The following is a 22207-nucleotide window of genomic DNA, read 5'->3' on the forward strand; positions in this document are numbered from 1 at the left end:
CGTCCCGACTTTAGTTGGCGCTTAGTCCAGGTAGTCGGAATACTCGCGCTGCGCGTAATTCTGCAAATTCGCCCACGGCTGCGCCTTGCTGACGGTCGGCTGCAGCTTGACGTCGACCCGGCGATAGAAGGTATTCGCGCGATCGCCGCTTTCGATGACCAGCGGAATCTGTTTTTGCTCATCCCACAGGATGCGCTGGAACACGCCATTCTTTTCCACTTCGCGCCAGCGCGCGCCCGTCACGGTCGATGCCTGTTTCGAAAGCGGCATGGCGGCCACCAGTTTCGGGTCCAGCAGGTAAAAACTGTTTTCCCAGGAACCGTCGAAATTCACGTTTTCGTACTCGGCCTTGGGGATGGCGACGACGATCTTGTCATGTGCATCGATGTATTCCACGCGCACGGTGTTCTTTTCCAGCATCACGTGGCGCGGGATCAGCACGGGATTGAAGTGCTTGTGTTCATGCTGCGTGGCCTTCAGCGCCACTTTCCTGTTGTCGCCATGGTTGTGGCCCGCATGCGCATCGGTCGATGGCGCCAGTACGCGCTCGACCCACACGTGGCCGGGGCGGCGCAGCATCTTTTCTTCGTAGCGGCTCTCGCGCGTCACGCCTTCCGGCGTCAGGACGCGGCTGTAATAGGTGATGCCCATGTCCAGGTCGGCAGGAGCGGATGGCGTGGCGGGGGCGGCTTGCGCGCTGGCGGCAAAGCCGGCGGCGAGGAGGATGGCGATCAGGGACGATTTCATGGTGTTGCCTTTACGTGCAGAGGGGCGGAGGGCTTGCGCCATCCGCCCCGGTGGGGTTGCCGTGTTGATGTGGATCAGAAGCCGAACGCTGCCTTCAGCAAGTCAAACACCTTGGTGTTGTCCAGGGTGCCCTTGAAGGGTTTTGCGCCGGCGCCCGTGGCCAGCAGCTTGACGTCGCCGCCGCCGTGGGTTTCGCTGGCCAGACGCACGCCTGTTTCTTGCAGGTAGTTGTCTTTCAGGGCCGTGGCGCTGTCGACGTTGCTGCGCAGGGCAGGGCGGTTCGGGCCATTGCCGAACACCAGGGTGGTGTAGGTATTGCCATCGGCATCCTTGCTCGGCTGGTTATCCTTGTAGCCGCGGTTGATGTCGAGGATATTGTTGCCGCGTTTGCCATAGCCGTTGAAGGCCAGGGTGTGGTCATGGTCGGCCGTGACGACGATCAGGGTATTGGCCAGGGTCGGATCGGTTTCCTTGATCTTGGCGATGGCGGCCTTGATGGCGTCGTCGAAGGCGATGGTGTCCGTCAGCGCGCGCTTGGCGTTGATGCCGTGCAAGGCGTGGTCGATGCGGCCGCCTTCAACCATCAGGAAATAGCCATTCGCGTTTTTCGACAGCAAGTCGATGGCCTTGAGGGTCATTTCCGACAGGCTAGGCTGGGTCGCGCCTTCGCCCAGCGGTGGCGTGGCCGTGCGGTCCAGTTCATATTCCAGGTGGCTGCGGGTGCTGTACAGGCCGATGAATTTTTTTCCGCTAGGCGCCGCCGCCATTTCCGCTTTCGTCGCGGCCACGGTGTAGCCCTTGGCGGCAAATTCCGTCAACAGGTTGCGGCCATCGGCGCGGCCATACTTGTTGCTGGCCGACCAAGGCGTGAAGTGGTTGCGGCCGCCGCCCATCAGCACGTCGACGCCGTCGCCCAGCGCCGTGTTGTAGCCCGTGCCGCCTGGCGTCGCTTGCGCGGCGATCGCGTATTGCGCATTGCGGTTGCAGATGTGCGAGAACGTCGTCGCCGGCGTGGCATGCGTCAGTTCCGTGGTGGTGATGGCGCCCACGGCCTTGCCCTTGGCTTTCGCCAGTTCCAGGATGGTTGGCGCGCTCTTGCCGCCGGCCGGGCAGTTGTCCACGCCCAGGTTGCCGTTGGCGTCGCGGCCGGGCTCTTTGGCGACCGTCTCCTGCGCCATCGAGATGACTTCATTGTTCATCTTGACGCCGGTCATGTAGGCGGCCATCGATGGCGCGCTGTCCGTCGTTTGCGCATCGTTCGAGAACGTCTTGATGCGCGCCGTGCGCTCCAGCGTGTCCATCGTCAGGCTGCCGTTTTCGCCGTATTGGTAGATGCGCGACGCCGTCACGACGGACGGGCCCATGCCGTCGCCGAGGAAGAAGATGACGTTCTTGGCGTCGGCGGCGTAGGCGCTGGCAACGCTGGCGGCCACGAGCGTGGTCAGCAGCGACAGTTTCAAGGCGGATTTCAATGCTGGTTTCATATGCTTGTCCAATTCTTGTCTCTTGGGGATTACAGACCGCCGGCCGTCTTGACCAGGCCGAATACTTTGGTGTTGTCGATGGTGCCCAGGAAGGTTTCCGAACCCTTGCCGATGGCGCCTAGGAAGACGTCGGTGCCGCCGTGGGTTTCGTTGCCTGCCGCCGTGCGTATCACCGCTTCCTGGTGGTAGGTATTGGCGCTGGTGACGGTTTCATCGAGGCTGGCCATGGCGGCGCGGCTCGATTGCGTGCGGTTTTCGCCATTGCCGAAGCCGATGATCGAATACGGTGCGCCATCGAGGTCTTTTTCGACCGCGCCGGTGACGTAGTTCTTCACCACGCCCAGCACGCCAGGGTTGCCGGCGGCCGTCTTGCCCGTGCGCTTGGCGTAGCCGTTCAGCACCAGGGTGTGGTCATGGTCGGCCGTGACGACGATCAGGGTATTGGCCAGGGTCGGGTCGGTCAGCTTGGCTTTCTCGATGGCGGCCTTGATGGCGTTGTCGAAGGCGACGGTGTCTTGCAGCGCTTTCTTGGCTGTCGTTTCATGCAGCGCATGGTCGATGCGGCCGCCTTCGACCATCAGGAAGTAACCCTTCTTGTTCTTGGCCAATACGTCCATGGCCTTGGTGGTCATTTCCGCCAGGCTCGGTTCCTTGGCTGCATCGCGGTCCAGGTCGTAGCTCATGTGGCTGGACGTGAACACGCCGAACAAACGCTCCGTCTTGGCGGCATCGACGGCCTTGAAGTCGGCGCCCGTGTTGGCCACTGTGTAGCTCTTCGCTTTCAGTTCGGCCAGCAGGTCGCGGCCGTCGGAACGCTTGCCGCCATCCTTGAACGGTTTGAAGAATTGTGCGCCGCCGCCGAGGACCACGTCCAGGCCGGAGGTGCCCAGCGCGCTGTTGTAGCCGGTGCCGCCCGGTACCAGGGCCGCGGCGATATCGTTTTCCAGGTCGCGGTGGCAGATGTGCGAATAGGTCGCGGCCGGCGTGGCGTGCGTCACGCGCGCCGTGCTGACGACGCCGGCGGCAAAGCCCTTGGCCTTGGCCAGTTCCAGCAGGGTGGTGGCGGGCGTGCCGTTGCCGGTGCCGCATTTGTTGACCAGCTTGTTGCCGTTCGCATCCGTGCCAGGATCGATGGCGACCGTGTTGGCCGACATCGAGATGACTTCATTGTTCATTTTGACGCCGGTCATGTAGGCGGCCATCGATGGCGCGCTGTCCGTCACTTGCGCATCATTCGAGAAGGTCTTCACGAAGGCCGTTTCCGGCAGGGTGTCCATGGTCAGCGAACCGTCTTCGCCCACCGAATAGATGCGCGCTGCCGTCATGGTGGTCAGGCCCATGCCATCGCCGAGGAAGAAGATGACGTTTTTCGGCGGCGCTTCAGCCACTACTTCTTCTTTTTTTGCATCGCTGCCGCAGGCGGCCAGCATCAGGGTGATGGCGACGCTGCAGCCAGCGACGGAAATTTTTCTGCGTGTCATGTGGTTCATCCGGCTAGGTTTGAAAGAGCTAGCAAGATAACAATCCAATGTGACACCCTCATGACGCTGTGACACATTTGGCCACGCCGGTACGCGTCCCCGGTCGTGTTGTTTTAGCGCACGTCCTCGGTGGAAAAGTACAGCGTGCCGCGCAAGCGCGCCGTTTTTCCCAGCTGCGCGCGCAGGGCGGCGATCGGGGTTTGCCGTATGCCGGACTTGGCCACCACGATGTCGCCGTGCGGCGCCTGAGCAGGACTGCTCCAGGCGACGATATGCTCGAAATCGGGGCGGCTGTCGATACGTTTGACGAGGAAGCGCTGCGTGCCGTCGCCCACCTGCAGGTAGCGCGCGCTGGCGCTGCTGGCTGGCGCCGGCGACAACCGGCGCATCAGCAGGACGCGCTCGACGATGATGGCGGCGGCGCCGTAACCGGGTTCGGCTTTTCCATCTTTCTCGAAATGCCCGCGCACCACCGTCGCGCGGAACTGGCGCAGCGGCAGCGGCGCGGCCGGCAGCAGGCGCGCCAGCTCGAAGCGCTCCGGCTCGAGGGTCCACAGGGCGGTCTTGCCATCGAGCTGCTGGCGCAGCCGCGCATCGAGTGCGGGATCGGCCAGCCGCACTTGCAGCACCACCTGGTAATCGTGCGGCGCATGGAACATCGGCAGGTGCGAGGCATACAGTCCTTGCTTGCCGCCAAACAGCACCATGCCGTGCAAGCCCCAGGTCAGGGGCGTGGCGTGGGCGAGGCTGGAGGCGAGCAGGAAGAGGGAAAGGAAGAGGGAAAGGAAGAGGGTGCGCAGCATGGGTTTCATCGGTGAGTGGGAATGCCCGGATGATAGAGGCGGTATCATGAACGGTACAGCAACCATTTTTCACTTTTCGTGTCCTATCTGGAAATTATCATGCACATGAGCCTTGCCGACCTGCGCGTGTTTTGCAGCGCCGCGCGCCAGCCGACCCTGGGTGCGGCGGCGCTGGAATTGCACCTGACGCCATCGGCCGTGTCGAAAGCCTTGCGCCGCCTGGAAGGCGACATGGGCGCCCCCCTGTTTGATCGGAGCGGCAAGCAATTGCTGCTCAACGACAGCGGCCGTCTGCTGCTCGAGCGTGCGCGCACCTTGCTGGCGCTGGCCGAACAGGCACGCCTGGACGTGATGGGTGAGCGGGGCGCCATCGAAGGCCGCATCGCCGGCCCCGCCTTGCTGCTGTGGCGCCACGCGGACGCCCTGGCGGCGGCGCTGGACGCCTATCCGCAGGCCAGTGTGCGGCTGCAGCCGGCGTTCGAGGATGCGGCGCTGGCAGCCCTGGCGCGCGGCGACTGCCATGCGGCCCTGGTGACGCAGGACGCCATCGCCCAGCGCGGCGCCGACTGGCCTGCCAGCTGGCGCAGCACGCCGCTGGGCAGCATGCGCATGCTGCTGGCGGCCGGACGCGGCCATGTGCTGGCGCGCGGCGTGCCGGCAGCCTGCGCATCCGTGCGCTGCGGCATGCAGGACATCTTGCCGCACGCCTTCGCCAGCCCGACGCATTCCCTGCTGTGCGGCGAGGAACGGGGCCGCCATGCCGATGGCTGGCGCGGCGTGGCGGCACGTTCCATCCGCTACTGGAGCGACGACGTGCAATTGCTGCTAGGCTATGTGCAGTCCGGTCGGGCCTTGGCCTACCTGCCCGACTTCGCCGTGCGCGCGCACGATCTGGTGCAGGTCGAGCTGGCCGGCAGCGTTGATTGCAGCGAACAGGTGCTGCTCGTGTGGGATGGCGAACTGGCGGGGCAATGGCTGCATGCATTGGCACGGCATTTGTCGATTCATCCGAATTAAGCAACAAACTATTGCGATTTTACGGGTTTTTCTACCGAATTGAGCAACGTAAGATGCATGCATCCCAATCATCTTGTGAAGGCACATCATGTTCTCCAAATCCATCAGCAGCGTTCTCGTTTCCACCGTGTTTGCCGCCGGCGCCGCCTCGGCCGCCGCCAGCGCTCCCCTGACCCTGGAAGTCTTCAACCCGGGCGAAGCGGCCATCTTCCCCGTCGCTTCCGTGCTGGTCGCGGGCAAGCATGACGCCGTGCTGATCGATGCGCAATTCTCGCGCGCCGAAGCGCAAAAGCTGGTGGAAAAGATCCGCGCCAGCGGCAAGAAACTGACGACGGTATACATCAGCCACAGCGATCCCGATTTTTACTTTGGCCTCGACGTGATCAAGGCAGCGTTCCCGCAGGCAAAGATCGTCGCCACGCCTGAGACCGTCGCGGAAATCCGCCGCAAGGCCGACGCCAAAGTCGCCTACTGGGGGCCTATTCTGAAAGACAATGCGCCGCACGGCATCGTCATTCCGGAAGCGTTGAAGGGCAAGCGCATCAGCCTGGAAGGCCAGTCGCTGGATATCGCCGGCCCGACGCCAGCGCGCACCTATGTGTGGATTCCATCGATCAAGGCCGTCGTCGGCGGCGTGGTGCTGTTTGGCAACTTGCACGTGTGGACGGCCGATACGCAAAGCCTGCAATCGCGCCAGGACTGGCTCAAGACCCTGGACGGCATCGCCGCCCTGAAACCGGTGACCGTCGTGCCGGGCCACTTCAAGGTCGGTTCGCCGCTGACGCCGGACAGCATCGGTTTTACGCGCGACTACCTGGTGACGTTTGAAGCGGAAACGGGCAAGGCCGCCAATTCGGCCGCGCTGATCGAGGCGATGAAAATGCGCTATCCGAAGCTGGGCCTGGATGGCGCACTGGAAACCAGCGCGAAAGTGGCAAAAGGTGAAATGAAATGGTAAGCGGCAACAAGGAGGCTCTCATGCCCACACTGCACTACATCTTCGATCCCCTGTGCGGCTGGTGCTACGGCGCCGCGCCGCTGGTCGAGGCGGCGCGCGCCGTGCCAGGTCTGACGATGGCGTTTCACGCCGGCGGCATGATGACGGGCAGCAATCGCCGCCAGATCACGCCCGCATGGCGCGGCTATGTGCTGCCGCATGACCGGCGCATCGAGCAATTGTCTGGCCAGCCCTTCGGCGACGCCTACGTCAATGGCTTGCTGAACGACACGACGGCCATGATGGATTCCGAACCGCCGATCACGGCCATCCTGGCGGCGGAAGTCCTGGCCGGCAAGGGCCTGGACATGCTGCAGCGCGTGCAGCGCGCCCATTACGTGGACGGCTTGCGCATCGCCGACCTGCCCGTGCTGGTGACCTTGGCGCAAGGGCTGGGCATGGATGGGGCGGCATTCGAGGCCGAGTATGCGCGGCAGGCGGGCGCCGCCACGCAGCAGCACATCGATGCCAGCCGCGCCTTGTTGGCGCAGGTGGGTGGGCAGGGCTTTCCCACCTTCGTGCTCGACGATGGCAGCGGGAAATTGTCCGTGATCGACATCGGCGGCTTCCTGGGCCAGCCGGCGAAGTTGCAGGCGCAGCTCGGCGGCGTGTGTGACGCCCAAGGTTGTGCATTGTAAATATCTATCGGATCGATAAAATCAATTAACTTTTCCTTTGTTGTTGACCTCGTTACACTAGTTCCATTAGTCAACAACGAAGGAAAAGCAGCATGAGCCAACAGCCGCCATTCAGTACCGCCTCGGGCATCCCCGTCGCCGACAACCAGAATTCCATCAGTGCCGGCCCCCGCGGCCCGCTGCTGCTGCAAGACTTTCACCTGATCGAAAAACTCCAGCATTTCAACCGCGAGCGTATCCCCGAGCGCGTCGTGCACGCCAAAGGTTCTGGCGCCTACGGCACCTTTACCGTCACGCACGACATTTCGCGCTACACCAAGGCCAAATTGTTTGCTGAAGTGGGCAAGCAGACGGCGACTTTCGCCCGTTTCTCCACCGTCGGCGGCGAACGCGGCAGTGCAGACACGGAACGCGATCCGCGCGGCTTTGCTGTGCGTTTCTATACGGAAGAGGGCAACTGGGATTTGGTTGGCAACAACACGCCCATGTTTTTCATCAAGGACCCGATCAAGTTCCCCGATTTCGTCCACACGCAAAAGCGCGATCCGCAAAGCAACTTGAAATCGGCCGAGATGATGTTCGATTTCTGGAGCCATGCGCCGGAAAGCCTGCACCAGGTCACCATGCTGTTCTCGGACCGGGGCACGCCGGACGGCTACCGTCACATGGATGGCTTCGGCAGCCACACGTATAGCCTGATCAATGCCGACGGCCAGCGCGTGTACGTGAAATGGCACTTCAAGACGCGCCAGGGCATCAAGAATTTACCTGCGGCGGAAGCGGGCCGCTTGGCCGGCGCCGATCCCGATTACGCCCAGCGCGACCTGTTCGGCGCCATCGAGCGCGGCGATTTCCCGCAGTGGGAAGTCAAGCTGCAGGTGGCGACGCAAGAGCAACTCGATGCATGGGAACAGCGCACGGGCTGGAACCCGTTCGACCTGACGAAAGTGTGGCCGCACGCGGACTTCCCGCTGCTGCCGGTCGGTATTTTCGAGCTGAACCGCAACCCGGACAACTACCACGCGGAAGTCGAGCAAGCCGCCTTTTCGCCGGCCAACGCCGTGCCCGGCATGGGTTACTCGCCGGACAAGATGCTGCAAGGTCGCTTGTTCGCCTACCACGACGCCCAGCTGTACCGGGTCGGCACCAACCACCAGCATCTGCCCGTGAATGCGGCCCGCTGTCCCTTCCACAACCAGCAGCGCGATGGCGGCATGGCGATCCACAACGGCGGCGCAGCGCGCAATTACGCGAACGTGGCGGCGGCAGGCACGCAGCCGCAAGGGCTGGGCCACGGCGAGGGGGCGCTGGCGCTCGATGGCGGCGCGGCGCGCTACGATGGTCGCGGCGTGGAAGATGACTTTACGCAAGCCGGCAAACTGTTCCGCTTGATGTCCGCCCAGGCGAAGCAAAACCTGTTCGACAATCTGGCTGGCCCGTTGAGCCAGGTGCGGACGGAAACCTTGCAGCGTCAGCTCGGGCATTTCGAGCGGGCCGATGCGGCCTACGGCGCCGGCGTGCGTGCCGCCTTGCAGGCGCGTGGCGTGACCGTGTAAGTGGATGTTGCAGGCGGAACAAGTATGTTCCGCCTGCTGTTGATGCAGCACAAATTAGAGTGGGATACCAAATATTGCCGTATGGACATATTTGCCTTCCATGCGTAGACTTGTCGGTCTGATGATCGCGCCGCCTTCCTGGCGGCGTCCTGACTAGAAAGTCTTGCAATATGAATATGGCGAAGCTGTCGGTGCATGGGGACGACCCCACGCTCAAATCCATCCTCGAAGTCTTGCCCACGGATCCCGAACGGCAATGGCGCAAGGGCGAGGCGAAGGGCGCGGGCCGCGTGCATCTCGATTCCGGTTTTGAAGTGCTGATCGCGCAGGCGCCCAAATCGCAAGTATTGCCCTCGCGCATACGCAGCTACCTGGCCGAATGCCGCTCGCGCGGCGTCAGCTTCACCATGCCGCGCATCGTGGCCGAACTGCAACTGGAACTGAGCGGCGACGACACGGTCGACACGCCGCTGGACCTGACCCTGGCCGACATGCAGCACCTGACGGAAATGGGCATCAGCCTGAGCCTGGTGACGCGCTGCGCCGAGGCTTGATGGACGCCTGACACTGAAAAAATGGCCACCTGTTCAGGGTGGCCATTTTTTGTCATGGTTCGGCGATGTCAACGGTGACCATATTGTCGTCGGGCTTGCGGTCGATCAGCTTGTTGTCGGGATCGATGCCCGCCTTGCCGGGTCGGCTGCCGACGATGACGGTATAGCTCGCTTCTCGCGCCGTCATGCGCAGGCGTTCGCGCAGCAGCGGATGGCCATTCGCGTCGTCGACGCCGATCTCGATCCAGTCGTGCAGGGGCGCGTCGTGTTCCTCTCCCTGTTCGCCAGCCGTCAATTTGCTGGCCTGCACCTTGACGGTGACGGCGTACTTGCCATCGCTGCGTTTAGTGGCCGTGGCCGACAGGGCGCGGTTGTCGAACAGCACGATTTTTTCGAACAGGTCATCGATCAGGTAAGCCTGCTCGGGCGGCGTGACCTGGCGCAAGCCCTGGACCAGGGCCGTTACGCTCGCATACGGCGGGCCTTTCTGGCCATGGGTCTTGAGCAGCTCGCGCAGCACGCCGTTGACCTTGTCTTCGCCGATGATGTCTTGCAGCAAGTACATGGCCAGGCTGCCCTTGTGATAGTGGATGTAGGCCTGGTTTTCATTCTCGGCCAGCGGCAATTCCTTCTTGCGCTCTTCGCTGCGTCCCATCAGGTATTGATTCAGGTCATAGCGCAGGAAGCGGCGCATCTTGGCCGGCCCCACGCTTTTCTTCATCACCATCAGGGCCGAATATTCGGCCAGGGTTTCGCTGAGCACGGTAGCGCCCCTTGTATTGCCGCCCACCAATTGATGCGCCCACCATTGGTGCGCCACTTCATGCGCCGTGACGTAGAACGGATAATCGATGTCCTTCGGGTTCTTGTCGTCGACCCTGGCGATGAAGCCCAGCCCTTCCGAATACGGAATCGTGTTCGGGAACGATTGCGCAAACGTGGCGTAGCGGGGGAACTCGACGATGCGCAGGATCTTGTGCTGGTAGGGGCCGAAGTTTTTCGAGTAGTACTCGAGCGCTTCCTTGCTGCCGCGCACGAAGCGATCGAGGTTGTATTCATGGCCAGGGTGGTAATACACGTCGATGGCCACGTCTTGCCAGCGCTCGTGCTTGACGGCGTAGCGGGCCGACTGGAACGCATAGAAATTCAGGATCGGCTGTTCCATCGTGTAATGGAAGTAATGGCGGCCCTTGGCGATCCAGTCGTTGTCGAGCATGCCCGGCGCGATGGCCGTCTGGCCGTCGACGGTGCTGACGGTGGCGTCAAAGTTGATGCGGTCGGCGTCGTTGCTGACGTAATTGTCGGCCAGTCCCTTCGCATCGTCGCGCGGCAAGGCCCGTTCGCGCGCGGGCAAGCCATGTTTCTTGCGGTCGCGCGGGTCCGTCAGTTCCTGCTGCGGCTGGTAGCCGATGTGCGGCAGCACGGCATTCGTGAAGAAGGTGCCGTTGGCCACCACGGGCGTATCCTGGCCCAGGCCGAAGATGCCGCACGGCGCATAGCGGACGTCGAAATCGAGGCCCAGGGTGGCGCCCGGCGCCAGCGGCGCGGCCAGGCGGTAGCTGTAAAAGCCCAGCTTGCCGTCATCGAGGCCGGGATGCACGCGCGCATCGAAACGCAGGCGCATGGTGGCGGTCGGGTCTTGCTGCACAAAAATGTGGCTGATCGGCAAGCTGGTCTTGTTTTGCAGCACATAGCGGCCCGTGACGGTGAGGCTGCGCTGCGCCGGGTAGATGGCCACGTCGAGTTTCACGTCGGTGATTCTCGGCTGTGGCGTGGTGGCAAACTTGCGGTACTGGCGCTCGACACTGGCGCGGTCCGCATCGCGGGCGTAGTCGGATTTGTAATCGTTGGCCACGTGGAAGACGTAGAACAGCACCGCGCCGGCGCCGACGAAGAGCAGGGCGCCGCCGGCAAAGCTGGCCAGCACGCCCTGCGTCAGGCCGTGGCGCGCCAGGCGCAGGCGGATGCGCCAGCTGTCCTGAGCGCCGCGGGGCCAGAACAGCAGCGACAGCACCGTCAGCATGACGGCCGCGCTGCTCCAGTACAGCAAGTACCAGCGCTCGCGCAGCAGATAGTGGCCGGCGCCGTTCATGGCCGAATACACGAAGCCTGGCGTGTTGCCGTACAGCAGCAGCGGATCGCCCAGGCCCAGCGAGGAAAAGCTGATGCTGGCGATGTGGTACAGAATCATGGCGAAATACGCCAGGTATTTGTGATTGATCAATACCTGCAGGAAGATGGCCAGCACGGCGATCAGCGCGTAGGACGGCAGGTGCGACAGGAACAGCGATTCCAGGTACAGGCCGGGGTCGAGGCGGTAATAGCCCTTGAAGACCTGGATCGACATACCGCACAGCATGATGACCAGACTCAGCAAGGCTTGCAGGCCGATCAGCGCAAACAGTTTCGACAGCAGGGGCAGCCAGTTCGGCACGGGCAGGGCGTCGAGCATCAGGTACGTGCCCGCCTCGCGTTCGCGCCACACCAGTTCGCCCGCATAGAAGGTGGTAATGATCAGCATGAACAGGGCGAACGAGGCGCTGACCATGTCCAGCACCTTTTCCGTCACCGGATATGTATTCGTGCCGTAGATGGAGCCCATGTCCAGCGCGCCCGCATACATGGTCAGCACGCCGGCCAGCACGATGACGACAAAATAGATGTTCTTGATGGTTTCGCGCAGGTTCAGCCAGCTCATCTTGACGAGCAGGGCGGCCAGGTTGCGCTGCGCGAAGTCCGGTGTTTCCTGCGTCGACAGCGAAGCGTTCGACAGGCGCAGCGGCACGTCGCCTTCGCTGCGGCGCTTGCCGGCGCCCGCGTCCGTCGTGGCGTGGAACTGGAAGCGCCAGTAGCCGAGCAGCAAGGCCACCAGGGCGAAGCCGGACCAGATGGCGCGGTTCAGCAGGTACACGCCCTCCAGGGTCAGCAGGCGCGTGTTGCGCTCCGCATTCGGCCAGTACTCCGTCAGGCGTATCAGTGCCGTGGTGCCGAAGGGGTCGATCAGGGCGGCCAGGGTCTTGTAGTCGAGGTCGCGCGCCAGCGAGGGCGCCACCAGGTAGCCGATCAGCATGACCACCGAGCTGATGTACACGGGCAGCATGCGCCGCGTCAGGGCCGCGATGACGAAGAAGATGGCGCCAAAGATGAACAGGTTCGGCAGCAGCGTAAAGACGTAGGGCATCAGATAGGCCAGCGCCCGTTGCGGTCCCAGCCGTTCCGGATCGATGCCGGGCAGCCAGGCGCCCAGCCAGGCGCCGATGACGATGCTGGAAAACACCACGGCCAGTACCAGATAAGCACCGAGGAAGCGGCCGAATACGTACTGGTACTTCTTGATCGGTGCGCTGAAGAAGAAATGCTGCATGCCGTACTCGAAATCCTGCTGCACCGAGCGGCCCATCATGGCGGCCACCACCACGGCGCCGAAACAGCCCAGCAGGCTGCACGTAAATGCCAGCGAGCGGGGCGCGTTGATCAGGAACTTGCCGCCGAAACTGATGCTCGCTTCCTTGAAGACGCCGCCGGCCGCAGCCATCCACAGCATGGCCAGCGCCAGGAACATGACGAAATACACCCAGGTGGACAGCAGCTTGAGCCGCTGTCGCGCTTCAAAGCGGGCGATGGCAAACATGGCTGCCCCCTCAGTCGCATTGCGGGGCGACGCGGTGGCGCCCGGCAATGGTGGCGAAATACAGGTCTTCCAGGTCGCCGATGGCTTCCTCGAAGCCGTCGCCCGGATCGTCGTCGCTGTAGACGTGGATCAAGGTGCGGCCCGACAGCAAGCGCGTGGAAATGACGGCGTGGCGTTGCTGGAAGCTGGCCAGCTCTTTCTTTTCGACAAAGCGCGCCCAGATCTTGCAGCTGACTTCGTCGATCAGTTCCTGAGTCTTGCCGCACAGCAGTAAATGGCCCTTGTTGATGATGGCCATGTTGGCGCACAGGTCGGCCACGTCGGAGACGATATGGGTCGACAGGATTACCGTCTTGTCTTCGCCGATGTCGGACAGCAGATTATGGAAGCGCACGCGCTCCTGCGGGTCGAGGCCGGCCGTCGGCTCGTCGACGATGATCAGTTTCGGGTCGCCCAGCAGGGCTTGCGCGATGCCGAAGCGCTGGCGCATGCCGCCGGAAAAGCTGCCCAGGCGCTGGTGGCGCACGTCGAACAAATTGGTTTGCTGCAACAGGCCATCGACGACTTCGCGCCGGCGCGCCCGTTGCGACAGGCCTTTCAAGGTGGCGAAGTGGTCGAGCAGCTCGTAGGCCGTCACTTTCGGGTACAGGCCGAAGTCTTGCGGCAGGTAGCCCAGCATGCGGCGGATCTCGTCCTTGTCGTCGAGCACGTCGTAGTCGCCGAAGAAGATGGAGCCGGAATCGCATTCCTGCAAGGTGGCCAGGGTGCGCATCAGGGTCGACTTGCCGGCGCCATTCGGGCCCAGCAAGCCAAACATCCCGGGCGGTATCGTCAGCGACACGTTATCCAGCGCCGCCACGCCATTCGCGTAGGTCTTCGACAATTTGCGAATTTGCAATTCCATACAACTCCTAACTCATGCGTTGCAGCCCGATGGTGCAGGGCTTCTCTATGCTGGCATTGTATTGAATTTAAGACGTACTGGGCAGTTGCATGCGATACACGGCATTTTCGCGTGCCCAGAGTGCAGCTGAGCGGGGTGGACGGCACCCCGCTTCGCCCTTGTTCGCCGGTCTAGTTGCGGAAGAGTACGGATTCGCGATTGAACCACCAGCGGCACAGCATCAGCAGGGCGCCCGCGATCACCGTGGTCGAGGCCAGGATCACGCCGAACATGCGGTAATCCATGGTGCCCTTGACCAGTTCCTTCATGGCCAGCGACACGTTGGTCAGCGGCACCATGGCCCACATCCAGTTCAGCTCGACGCCGGGCAGCATGGCCGCCACCGTGGGCAGGATGACGAACAGCATCAATGGCGTGATCATGCCGGCCGCTTCCTTGTAGCTTTTCGCGTAGATCGAGATCGACAGCAGCAGCGAGGCGAAGATGGCGGCTGTCGGCACCAGCATCAGGGTCACCATGGCCAGGTCGGGCAAGCCGATGCTGCGCACCATGACGGCCATGTTGCCTTCCAGCGAACTGCCGAAGATGGCCAGCAGGGCGCCCATGCTGCCCACCATCAGCACGGCCGAGGTCATGCCGACCGTAAACAGCACGAGGAACTTGGCCAGCACGATGGCGCTGCGCGGCACGGGCGCCAGCAGCAGGGTTTCCAGGGTGCCCCGCTCCTTTTCGCCCGCGCCCAGGTCGATGGCCGGGTACATGGCCGCCGTCAGGCACACCATCAGCAGCAGATAGGGCAGCATGCCGCCGACGATGGCGCCCATCTGCTCGCGTTCGTTGGCCGTCGACTGCTTGTCGAGCACGATGGGGTGCAGGGCAAAGGCCAGCTGGGCCGGGCTCAGGTTCAGGGCCGACAGCGCGCTTTCGCGCAGGCTGGCGTTATACGCCTCGACGATCTCGCGCACCCGTTGCTGCGTCACGTCGACCGTGCTGGCGCTGTTGTAGTGCAGCACTACCTTGGCTTGCTGCTGTTGCTGCAGCGCCTCTTCAAACCGGGGCGGAATGACGACGGCGAACTTGATCGTGTCGTCGCCGATGGCGCGGCGGATGTCGCCCTCGCTGGCCAGCGGCACTTCGCGCAGGTTGTGCTGCTGGGTAAAACGCCCGCTCAAGCCCGGCGAATGGTCCTTGCCGAACAGCGCGTAGCGCATTTCCGCCGTCTTCGCGTTCTTGAACATATTGCTTGAAACATAAGCAAAGCCGCCAAAGATCAGCGGCATGGCAAAGATGGGGATGAGGATGGTGAAGATCAGCGTCTTGCGGTCGCGCGTGAGTTCCAGCAACTCTTTCAGATAAATGGTCCACATGGCTCAGGCTCCCTGGTTGATGACGCTGACAAAGGCGTCGTACAGATCGGTACTGCCGCCCAGGTGGCGCAGTTCGTTGACCGTGCCATTGAAGGCGGTGGTGCCGCGGTTGATGATGCAGACGCGGTCGCACAGCTTTTCCACCTCGTGCAGGTGGTGCGTGGAAAAGATCAGCGGCACGCGCAGCGCCTTGTAGCTGGCGATGAAGTCGAGCAGGATCTTGGCCGACATCACGTCCAGGCCCGAGGTCGGCTCGTCGAGGATCACCACCTGCGGCTCGTGCACGACGGTGCGGGCGATCGCGCACTTCTGTTTCATGCCCGTCGACAATTGATCGGCCCGCTTGCCGCCGTATTCCTCCATCTGCAGCAGGGAAAACAGTTCGTCGCAGCGGCGTTTCAGCTTGTCGGCCGGCATGCCATGCAGGCGGCCAAAATATTCCACGTTCTCGCGCGCCGTCAGGCGGCCATACAAGCCTGTCGAACCGGACAGGAAACCGATGCTCTGGCGCGCCACCAGCGGCTGGCGCAGCACGTCGACGCCGTTGACGAGGGCGCTGCCCGCGTCCGCTTGCAAGGCCGTCGACAGCAGGCGCAGGGTGGTCGTCTTGCCGGCGCCATTCGGGCCCAGCAGGCCCAGCACTTCGCCGGGAGCGCAGCTGAAACTGACATCACGCACGGCGTGAAACCAGCCCTCATGTTCGCGCGGATCGCTGACGTGCACGGCCTTGCCTTTGTGGGGCGGCATGCGGAAACGTTTTGCCAGGTGCTTGACCTCAATCATGTGCTTCATCCATTTAACGGTGAAGAACGAGAGTAGCATGCAAAAAATGTAACTTGCAAGGTGGAAATATCGTTTGGTCTATTGAAAAAAACAGCATCTTCATGCAAGCTGGCCCGGTGGGCGCCGGCGGACGGCGCAGGAGAGCGCAATGCAAACGATCGATCAGGCGATGCAGGACAAGGTACTGGCCGTGGCGCGCGCCGGCATGACCAGTGCCGAAGCCATCGGTTTCTTCCGCGTCAGCCTGGGGCTGTACTACCTGGCCGGCCTGATGACGGAGGAAACCCTTGATTTCAAGCAGATCGACGCGAAGTACAACCGTTTTATCTACCACTCGCTGGGTGGCGGGCACAGCATTGCCAGCGTGCTGCAATTCATGAGCGGTGAGAAAGTCTTGCGCGTGCTGCAATCGGAGCGTTTTCGCGCCGCGTTTGCCGAATACTGCCCGGACATTCCCGTCGACAGCATTTCTTTCCTGATTTCACTGAACCTGGGCGTGGCGAAAAGCCTGTCCGGCCTGGACGCCGTCGGTCCCGTGGTGGACTGGATCGAGCAGGAAAAAGCGCGCACAAGTCAATAAAGCCCCGTTCACCCTGCGCGCGGCGTGGGGACTGCTGGCCCTGATCGTCCTATAATTCATGCTTTACTACTCATGAGCATAGCCACGATGACCGCGAACCGCCACTTTGACCCCCTGGATCGTTTGATTGTTGGCGCCGACAAGGCCCTGCGCGTCATGGCTGGCGTGGCCTCCGCTTCGCGCCCCACGCCGGCCGCACATGCGCCCGATGCGCAGCTGAGCCCGGCCGAACAGCGCCACAGCGCCGGCTTGATGCGCGTCAACCATGTGGGCGAAGTGTGCGCGCAAGCCCTGTACAACTCGCAGGCGCGCTATGCGCATAGCCCGGCCATCCGCGCCCAGTTCGACGAAGCGGGACGCGAAGAGGAAGATCATTTGGCCTGGACGGCGCAGCGCCTGACGGAGCTGGGCTCGCGTCTGAGCCTGCTCAATCCCCTGTGGTATGCGGGTTCGTTTGCGCTGGGCACCATCGCCGCGCGCATGGGCGACGGCCGCAGCCTGGGTTTCGTGGTGGAAACGGAACGCCAGGTGGAAGCGCACCTGGCCAGCCACTTGCAGGAATTGCCGCCGCAGGACGCCAAGTCGCGCGCCATCGTGAGACAGATGGCCATCGATGAAGTGGAGCACGGCGCTGCGGCCCAGCGGCTGGGCGCCATCGATACGCCGGCGCCCGTCAAGGCGCTGATGGGCATCATGGGTAAAGTGATGACGAAAACCGCGTATTACATATAAATAAGCGATAAAAAAGGCGCTCCGTGGAGCGCCCTGCATTATTCCTCGATGATTTCAAAGGAATGTGTAATCTCCGCCGTTTTGGCCAGCATGATCGACGCCGAGCAATATTTGTCATGCGACAAGGCCACGGCCCGTTCCACGGCCGTCGGTTTCAGGGCCTTGCCCCGCACGGTGAAGTGGAAGTGGATCTTGGTAAACACTTTCGGATCGGTGTCGGCGCGGTCGGCCTTCAGGGTCACTTCGCAGCCACTGACGGCTTCGCGTCCGCGTTTCAGGATCAGCACCACGTCATAGGCAGTGCAGCCGCCCGTGCCCAGCAAGACCATTTCCATGGGGCGTGGCGCCAGGTTGTGGCCGCCGCCATCGGGCGCGCCATCCATGGTCACCAGGTGGCCGGAACCCGTTTCTGCCCGAAAACTCATGCCCGACGGGCCATTCCAGCTGACTTTGCATTCCATCGTACTCTCCGAAAATTGTAAGCGTTTTGTATTGTAATAGAGGAATGCCCATCCATGTGCCGCCCGCCGGCCCGCAGCCGGCCTCGATTGCGGCTTGACGCGGCAAGCCAAAGCCGCTTATACTTGTCGGCTTTCCGTTCGCTCAGGAAAAGTAAATAAGGCAGAGTCCGCATAGCAGCATCGGCGGAACCACCATTTGAGCGTGTAATCTATTAGGAAGTCAACATGAAAACATTTTCCGCTAAAGGACATGAAGTCCAGCGCGATTGGTTCGTGGTTGACGCGACGGACAAAGTCCTCGGACGTGTTGCCAGCGAAGTGGCACTCCGACTGCGCGGCAAACACAAACCAGAATTTACTCCTCACGTCGATACCGGCGACTTTATCGTCGTCATCAACGCAGGCAAACTGCGTGTGACCGGTACCAAAGCTACTGAGAAAATTTACTACCGTCACTCTGGCTATCCAGGCGGCATCTACGAAACCAACTTCCAGAAAATGCAACAGCGTTTTCCAGGTCGCGCGCTTGAGAAAGCGGTCAAAGGCATGCTGCCTAAAGGCCCACTCGGCTACGCAATGATCAAGAAGCTGAAAGTGTACGCGGAAGGTTCCCATCCGCACGCTGCTCAGCAACCTAAAGCACTTGTTCTCTAAGGAACTGACATGATCGGTAATTACAATTATGGAACCGGCCGTCGCAAAAGTGCAGTGGCTCGGGTTTTTATCAAAGTTGGCACAGGCTTGATCGTTGTTAACGGCAAACCAGCAAACGAATACTTTTCGCGCGAAACGGGTCTGATGGTCATCCGTCAACCACTGGAACTGACCGGCAATGTCGAGCGTTTCGACATCAAAGTCAACGTCCATGGCGGCGGTGAGTCGGGCCAGGCTGGTGCAGTTCGTCACGGCATCACCCGCGCTCTGATCGACTACGATGCAGCGTTGAAACCGGAACTGGCGAAAGCCGGCTTCGTGACCCGCGATGCACGTGAAGTCGAGCGTAAAAAAGTTGGTCTGCGCAAAGCACGTCGCGCAAAGCAATTCTCGAAGCGTTAATTTCTACGCTACAGCACCTTCCGGGGTGCTGGTCGAAAAGCCGCTGGACTTCGGTCTCGCGGCTTTTTTGCATTTCAGCGGGATACGCCGTTGCGCTGTAAAATACGCGGAAAACCCGCAGGGGGAGCATTTCCCCTCATCTTTATGCACTCTATACACAAGGAAAGAACATGATCAAAGTTGGCATCGTCGGCGGCACTGGATACACGGGCGTGGAATTGCTGCGCTTGCTCGCTACCCATCCAGATGTCGAGTTGACGGCGATTACCTCGCGCAAGGAAGATGGCTTGCCCGTTGCTGACATGTATCCTTCCCTGCGTGGCCACGTGAAACTGGCGTTTTCCTCGCCCGATAAAGCCAATCTGGAGCAGTGCGACGTGGTCTTCTTTGCCACCCCGCATGGTGTTGCGATGGCGCAAGCACCAGCCCTGCTGGCCGCCGGCGTGAAAGTCATCGACCTGGCCGCCGACTTCCGTCTGAAAGACCAGGCCAAGTTCGAGCAGTGGTACAAGATTCCCCATACGGCGCCAGAGTTGATCGAGCAAGCCGTGTACGGTTTGCCGGAGCTGAACCGTGAAGACATCAAGCAAGCGAAGCTGATCGCCAACCCCGGTTGCTACCCGACCACCATGCAGCTGGGTTTTTACCCGCTGCTCAAGGCGGGCCTGGTCAACGCGGGCGGCTTGATCGCTGACTGCAAGTCGGGCGTGTCGGGCGCCGGCCGCAAGGCGGAAATCGGTATCCTGTTCTCGGAAAGCAGCGACAGCTTCAAGGCCTATGGCGTGGCCGGCCACCGCCACCTGCCGGAAACGACGGCGCAATTGCAGCGTTTCACGGATGAGAAAGTGGCGCTGACCTTCACGCCGCACCTGGTGCCGATGATCCGCGGCATGCATTCGACCCTGTACGCGCAGCTGAACAAGGATGTCAGCAATGAAGAGCTGCAAGCATTGTTCGAAGAGCAATACAAGGACGAGCCTTTCGTCGACGTGATGCCTTTCGGCTCTCATCCGGAAACCCGCTCCACGCGCGGTTCGAACATGTTGCGCCTGGCCTTGCACCGTCCTGAAGGCGGCAATACCGTCATCGTGCTGGTGGTGCAGGACAATCTGGTCAAGGGCGCGTCCGGCCAGGCCGTGCAATGCATGAACTTGATGTTTGGCTTGAAAGAAACGGCCGGTTTGCAACACATCGCCCTGCTGCCGTAACGATACGCGACTGTGCTTGCGCAGGTCCGGCGCCTTTTTGCCGGACCTGTGATAAATTGGACTGCCACGTACCCCGACAGGATGACGTTCATGTTCGAGCGCAACGCGAAAAACCCCATCGATACCCTGATCGGCGCTGCCACGCGGATCGAGGGCGACTTGCTGTTTTGCGGCGGCCTGCGCATCGACGGCCATGTGCGCGGCAATGTCACGGGCGAGCCGGGCGAGCCCACGTATGTGGTGCTGGGCGAGGCGGGCCGCATCGATGGCGAGGTGCGCTGCTCGAGCCTGGTCGTCAGCGGCGAGATCAATGGCCCCGTGTATGTGTCCGAAATGCTTGAAATCCAGCCAAAAGCCCGCATTGTAGGAGAGGTCTATTACAAGGTGCTGGAAATGCACAGCGGCGCCCTGGTGCAGGGCAAGCTCAGCCGGCACGACAGCGCCGACCCCGTGCTGCACCTGGCCGTATCGGAAATGTGAGCAGGAACAACACCGTCCAGCCGCATCAGCGGCGGCCGCAGCGCGAGTTGCGCCAACAGTCTATAATGACTTAATGTTTTCTAGTAGGAGTGCCTGATATGAATGCCGTCGCTGAAATGCAAGATGTGATCCCTTCCCCTATTATCTTTACCGATAGCGCCGCTGAAAAAGTCGCGCAGCTGATCGAAGAAGAAGGCAATCCCGACCTGAAATTGCGCGTCTTCGTGCAGGGTGGCGGCTGCTCCGGTTTCCAGTACGGTTTCACCTTCGACGAAATCGTCAACGAAGATGACACCACCATGGTCAAGAACGGCGTCCAGCTGTTGATCGATTCCATGAGCTACCAGTACCTGGTGGGCGCGGAAATCGACTACAAGGATGACCTGGAAGGCGCGCAGTTCGTGATTAAAAACCCAACAGCAACGTCGACCTGCGGTTGCGGTTCGTCTTTCTCCGTTTAAGTACTAAACTGGGCAAGCAAGAAAATAGCGGATCGATGATCCGCTATTTGTGTTTCTGGAATAGTTATTCCATGTCAACGTGGGTACAGCGCTCCCAGTACCCGCAGCCCCTGCGCACCCGTCACCGTGGGTAAATTGCCCGGCTTGCGTTGCGTAAAACGCCAGGCCAGCCAGGCGAACGCCAGCGCCTCGACCTGGCTCGGCGCCACGCCCAGCGCTTCTGTGGATTCCGCCGCCATGCCCGGCAATTGCCGGGCCAGCGCCGCCATCAGGCTGGCGTTCTGCGCGCCGCCGCCACATACATAGACCGTTTCCGCCTGTGCCCCGTCGCGCAAGATGGCGTGCGCCAGGCTGGCGGCCGTCAGCTGCGTCAGGGTCGCCTGCACGTCGGCAGGCTTGGCCAGCGGATAGTTGCTCAGCTTGCTATTCAGCCAGTCGGCATGGAACAGGTCGCGTCCCGTGCTTTTTGGCGCCGGCAAGTCAAAATACGGGTCGTTGAGCAATTCCGCCAGCAGGGCAGGGATGACCTGGCCTGTCGCTGCCCAGGCGCCGTTGGCATCGTAGGGCTGGCCCAGGTGCTGCAGGACCCAGCCATCCATCAGCGCATTGCCGGGACCCGTGTCGTAGCCCGTCACCGTGCCGTCCGCGTGCAGCACGCTGATATTGCTGATGCCGCCGATATTGGCAAGCACGCGCGTGTGGCCGGGCAAATTGAAAATGGCCTGGTGAAAAGCAGGCACCAGCGGCGCGCCCTGGCCGCCGGCCGCCACGTCGCGGCTGCGCAAGTCGGCGATGACGTCGATGCCCGTCAGTTCAGCCAGCAGGGCCGGGTTGTTCAGCTGGCGCGTAAAGCCCAGCTCGGGGCGGTGGCGGATGGTCTGGCCATGCGCGCCGATGGCGACGATGGCGTCCGCGACTATGCCCGCGTTGCCTAAAAGCATGGCGACGCAATCGGCGTAATGGCGCACGAGTTGGTTTGCCGCCAGCGCTTCACGTTCGATTTCATTCTGGCCGGCACTTTGCAACGCCATCAGGTCGGCGCGCAGGCTGGCGGGGAAGGGAATGTACGCATCGCCCAGGCCGCGCGTGCCCTCGTCGGAAAAGTCGACCAGCGCGCCGTCGACGCCGTCCAGGCTGGTGCCCGACATTAAACCGATATACAGCATGGTGTTTCCTCGCGTGCGTAAGTGATAGATGCATTGTGCCGCATTTTCCTGCGCACATAAAACAAAGGCACCGGCCATCTGCATGGGCGGTGCCTTTATAT

Annotated in this window: 22 protein-coding genes; 12 read left to right on the top strand and 10 right to left on the bottom strand. The window is 61.9% G+C overall.

Features of this window, described 5'->3' with window-relative positions:
- Positions 1-21: 21 nt before the first annotated feature.
- From SJI03_RS27310 to SJI03_RS27325, 4 genes are all read right to left on the bottom strand, one after another.
- Positions 22-747 (bottom strand): hypothetical protein, encoded by a 726-nt coding sequence (locus tag SJI03_RS27310; RefSeq protein ID WP_322429280.1) that lies wholly within the window; start codon positions 745-747, stop codon positions 22-24.
- A gap of 74 nt (positions 748-821) precedes the next feature.
- Positions 822-2231 (bottom strand): alkaline phosphatase, encoded by a 1410-nt coding sequence (locus tag SJI03_RS27315; RefSeq protein WP_416208792.1) that lies wholly within the window; start codon positions 2229-2231, stop codon positions 822-824.
- Between the two features lie 29 nt (positions 2232-2260).
- A complete protein-coding gene (locus tag SJI03_RS27320) occupies positions 2261-3712 on the bottom strand; it encodes an alkaline phosphatase (protein ID WP_416208793.1) in 1452 nt (483 codons plus the stop codon).
- Positions 3713-3825: 113 nt separating this feature from the next.
- Entirely contained in the window at positions 3826-4515 is a 690-nt protein-coding gene (locus tag SJI03_RS27325) for a hypothetical protein (protein WP_322429281.1), read from the bottom strand.
- A 99-nt stretch (positions 4516-4614) separates the two neighbouring features.
- On the opposite strand from SJI03_RS27325, the gene SJI03_RS27330 reads away from it, so the two are divergent.
- The 5 genes from SJI03_RS27330 (at position 4615) to SJI03_RS27350 (ending at position 9277) form a co-directional block, all read left to right on the top strand.
- A complete protein-coding gene (locus SJI03_RS27330; protein WP_322429282.1) occupies positions 4615-5532 on the top strand; it encodes a LysR family transcriptional regulator in 918 nt (305 codons plus the stop codon).
- Positions 5533-5620: 88 nt separating this feature from the next.
- Complete coding sequence (locus SJI03_RS27335) at positions 5621-6490, top strand: MBL fold metallo-hydrolase (protein ID WP_322429283.1); 870 nt, start codon at positions 5621-5623, stop codon at positions 6488-6490.
- A gap of 20 nt (positions 6491-6510) precedes the next feature.
- The gene (locus SJI03_RS27340; RefSeq protein ID WP_322429284.1) at positions 6511-7167 is read left to right on the top strand and encodes a DsbA family protein; all 657 of its coding nucleotides are present in this window, start codon (positions 6511-6513) and stop codon (positions 7165-7167) included.
- 92 nt (positions 7168-7259) lie between these two features.
- Positions 7260-8723 (top strand): catalase, encoded by a 1464-nt coding sequence (locus SJI03_RS27345; protein ID WP_322429285.1) that lies wholly within the window; start codon positions 7260-7262, stop codon positions 8721-8723.
- Positions 8724-8893: 170 nt separating this feature from the next.
- Positions 8894-9277 carry a hypothetical protein gene (locus tag SJI03_RS27350; protein ID WP_099379952.1) on the top strand — a complete coding sequence of 128 codons (384 nt, stop codon included), beginning with the start codon at positions 8894-8896 and terminating at the stop codon, positions 9275-9277.
- Between the two features lie 52 nt (positions 9278-9329).
- Here the strand turns inward: SJI03_RS27350 and SJI03_RS27355 are convergent, their stop codons facing one another.
- The 4 genes from SJI03_RS27355 to SJI03_RS27370 all read right to left on the bottom strand — a co-directional run bounded on the left by SJI03_RS27355 (position 9330) and on the right by SJI03_RS27370 (position 15962).
- On the bottom strand, positions 9330-12908 hold the full coding sequence (locus tag SJI03_RS27355) for an ABC transporter permease/M1 family aminopeptidase (RefSeq protein ID WP_322429286.1): 3579 nt from the start codon (positions 12906-12908) through the stop codon (positions 9330-9332).
- 10 nt (positions 12909-12918) lie between these two features.
- Entirely contained in the window at positions 12919-13812 is an 894-nt protein-coding gene (locus SJI03_RS27360; protein ID WP_034784750.1) for an ABC transporter ATP-binding protein, read from the bottom strand.
- Between the two features lie 170 nt (positions 13813-13982).
- On the bottom strand, positions 13983-15179 hold the full coding sequence (locus SJI03_RS27365) for an ABC transporter permease (RefSeq protein ID WP_322429287.1): 1197 nt from the start codon (positions 15177-15179) through the stop codon (positions 13983-13985).
- Between the two features lie 3 nt (positions 15180-15182).
- On the bottom strand, positions 15183-15962 hold the full coding sequence (locus SJI03_RS27370) for an ATP-binding cassette domain-containing protein (RefSeq protein WP_322429288.1): 780 nt from the start codon (positions 15960-15962) through the stop codon (positions 15183-15185).
- A 148-nt stretch (positions 15963-16110) separates the two neighbouring features.
- Here SJI03_RS27370 and SJI03_RS27375 point away from each other — a divergent pair, with 148 nt between their 5' ends.
- Both SJI03_RS27375 and coq7 read left to right on the top strand, forming a co-directional pair.
- On the top strand, positions 16111-16542 hold the full coding sequence (locus tag SJI03_RS27375) for a hypothetical protein (RefSeq protein ID WP_099379949.1): 432 nt from the start codon (positions 16111-16113) through the stop codon (positions 16540-16542).
- A gap of 87 nt (positions 16543-16629) precedes the next feature.
- The gene (coq7, locus tag SJI03_RS27380; RefSeq protein WP_099379948.1) at positions 16630-17274 is read left to right on the top strand and encodes a 2-polyprenyl-3-methyl-6-methoxy-1,4-benzoquinone monooxygenase; all 645 of its coding nucleotides are present in this window, start codon (positions 16630-16632) and stop codon (positions 17272-17274) included.
- A gap of 38 nt (positions 17275-17312) precedes the next feature.
- On the opposite strand, the gene SJI03_RS27385 is transcribed toward coq7, so the two are convergent.
- The gene (locus SJI03_RS27385) at positions 17313-17735 is read right to left on the bottom strand and encodes an OsmC family protein (RefSeq protein WP_034749235.1); all 423 of its coding nucleotides are present in this window, start codon (positions 17733-17735) and stop codon (positions 17313-17315) included.
- 225 nt (positions 17736-17960) lie between these two features.
- Between SJI03_RS27385 and rplM the strand changes: the two genes are divergently transcribed.
- From rplM to erpA, 5 genes are all read left to right on the top strand, one after another.
- Positions 17961-18389 carry a 50S ribosomal protein L13 gene (rplM, locus tag SJI03_RS27390; protein ID WP_010393282.1) on the top strand — a complete coding sequence of 143 codons (429 nt, stop codon included), beginning with the start codon at positions 17961-17963 and terminating at the stop codon, positions 18387-18389.
- 9 nt (positions 18390-18398) lie between these two features.
- Positions 18399-18791 (top strand): 30S ribosomal protein S9, encoded by a 393-nt coding sequence (gene rpsI / locus SJI03_RS27395; protein WP_010393285.1) that lies wholly within the window; start codon positions 18399-18401, stop codon positions 18789-18791.
- A gap of 170 nt (positions 18792-18961) precedes the next feature.
- A complete protein-coding gene (gene argC, locus SJI03_RS27400) occupies positions 18962-19999 on the top strand; it encodes an N-acetyl-gamma-glutamyl-phosphate reductase (protein WP_322429289.1) in 1038 nt (345 codons plus the stop codon).
- A gap of 90 nt (positions 20000-20089) precedes the next feature.
- The gene (locus SJI03_RS27405; protein ID WP_035828615.1) at positions 20090-20479 is read left to right on the top strand and encodes a bactofilin family protein; all 390 of its coding nucleotides are present in this window, start codon (positions 20090-20092) and stop codon (positions 20477-20479) included.
- 98 nt (positions 20480-20577) lie between these two features.
- Complete coding sequence (gene erpA / locus SJI03_RS27410) at positions 20578-20940, top strand: iron-sulfur cluster insertion protein ErpA (protein ID WP_029496047.1); 363 nt, start codon at positions 20578-20580, stop codon at positions 20938-20940.
- A gap of 74 nt (positions 20941-21014) precedes the next feature.
- Here the strand turns inward: erpA and SJI03_RS27415 are convergent, their stop codons facing one another.
- On the bottom strand, positions 21015-22106 hold the full coding sequence (locus tag SJI03_RS27415) for an anhydro-N-acetylmuramic acid kinase (protein ID WP_322429290.1): 1092 nt from the start codon (positions 22104-22106) through the stop codon (positions 21015-21017).
- Positions 22107-22207 lie beyond the last annotated feature (101 nt).

Source organism: Janthinobacterium sp. GMG1, from assembly GCF_034427795.1.
GTDB lineage: Bacteria > Pseudomonadota > Gammaproteobacteria > Burkholderiales > Burkholderiaceae_D > Janthinobacterium.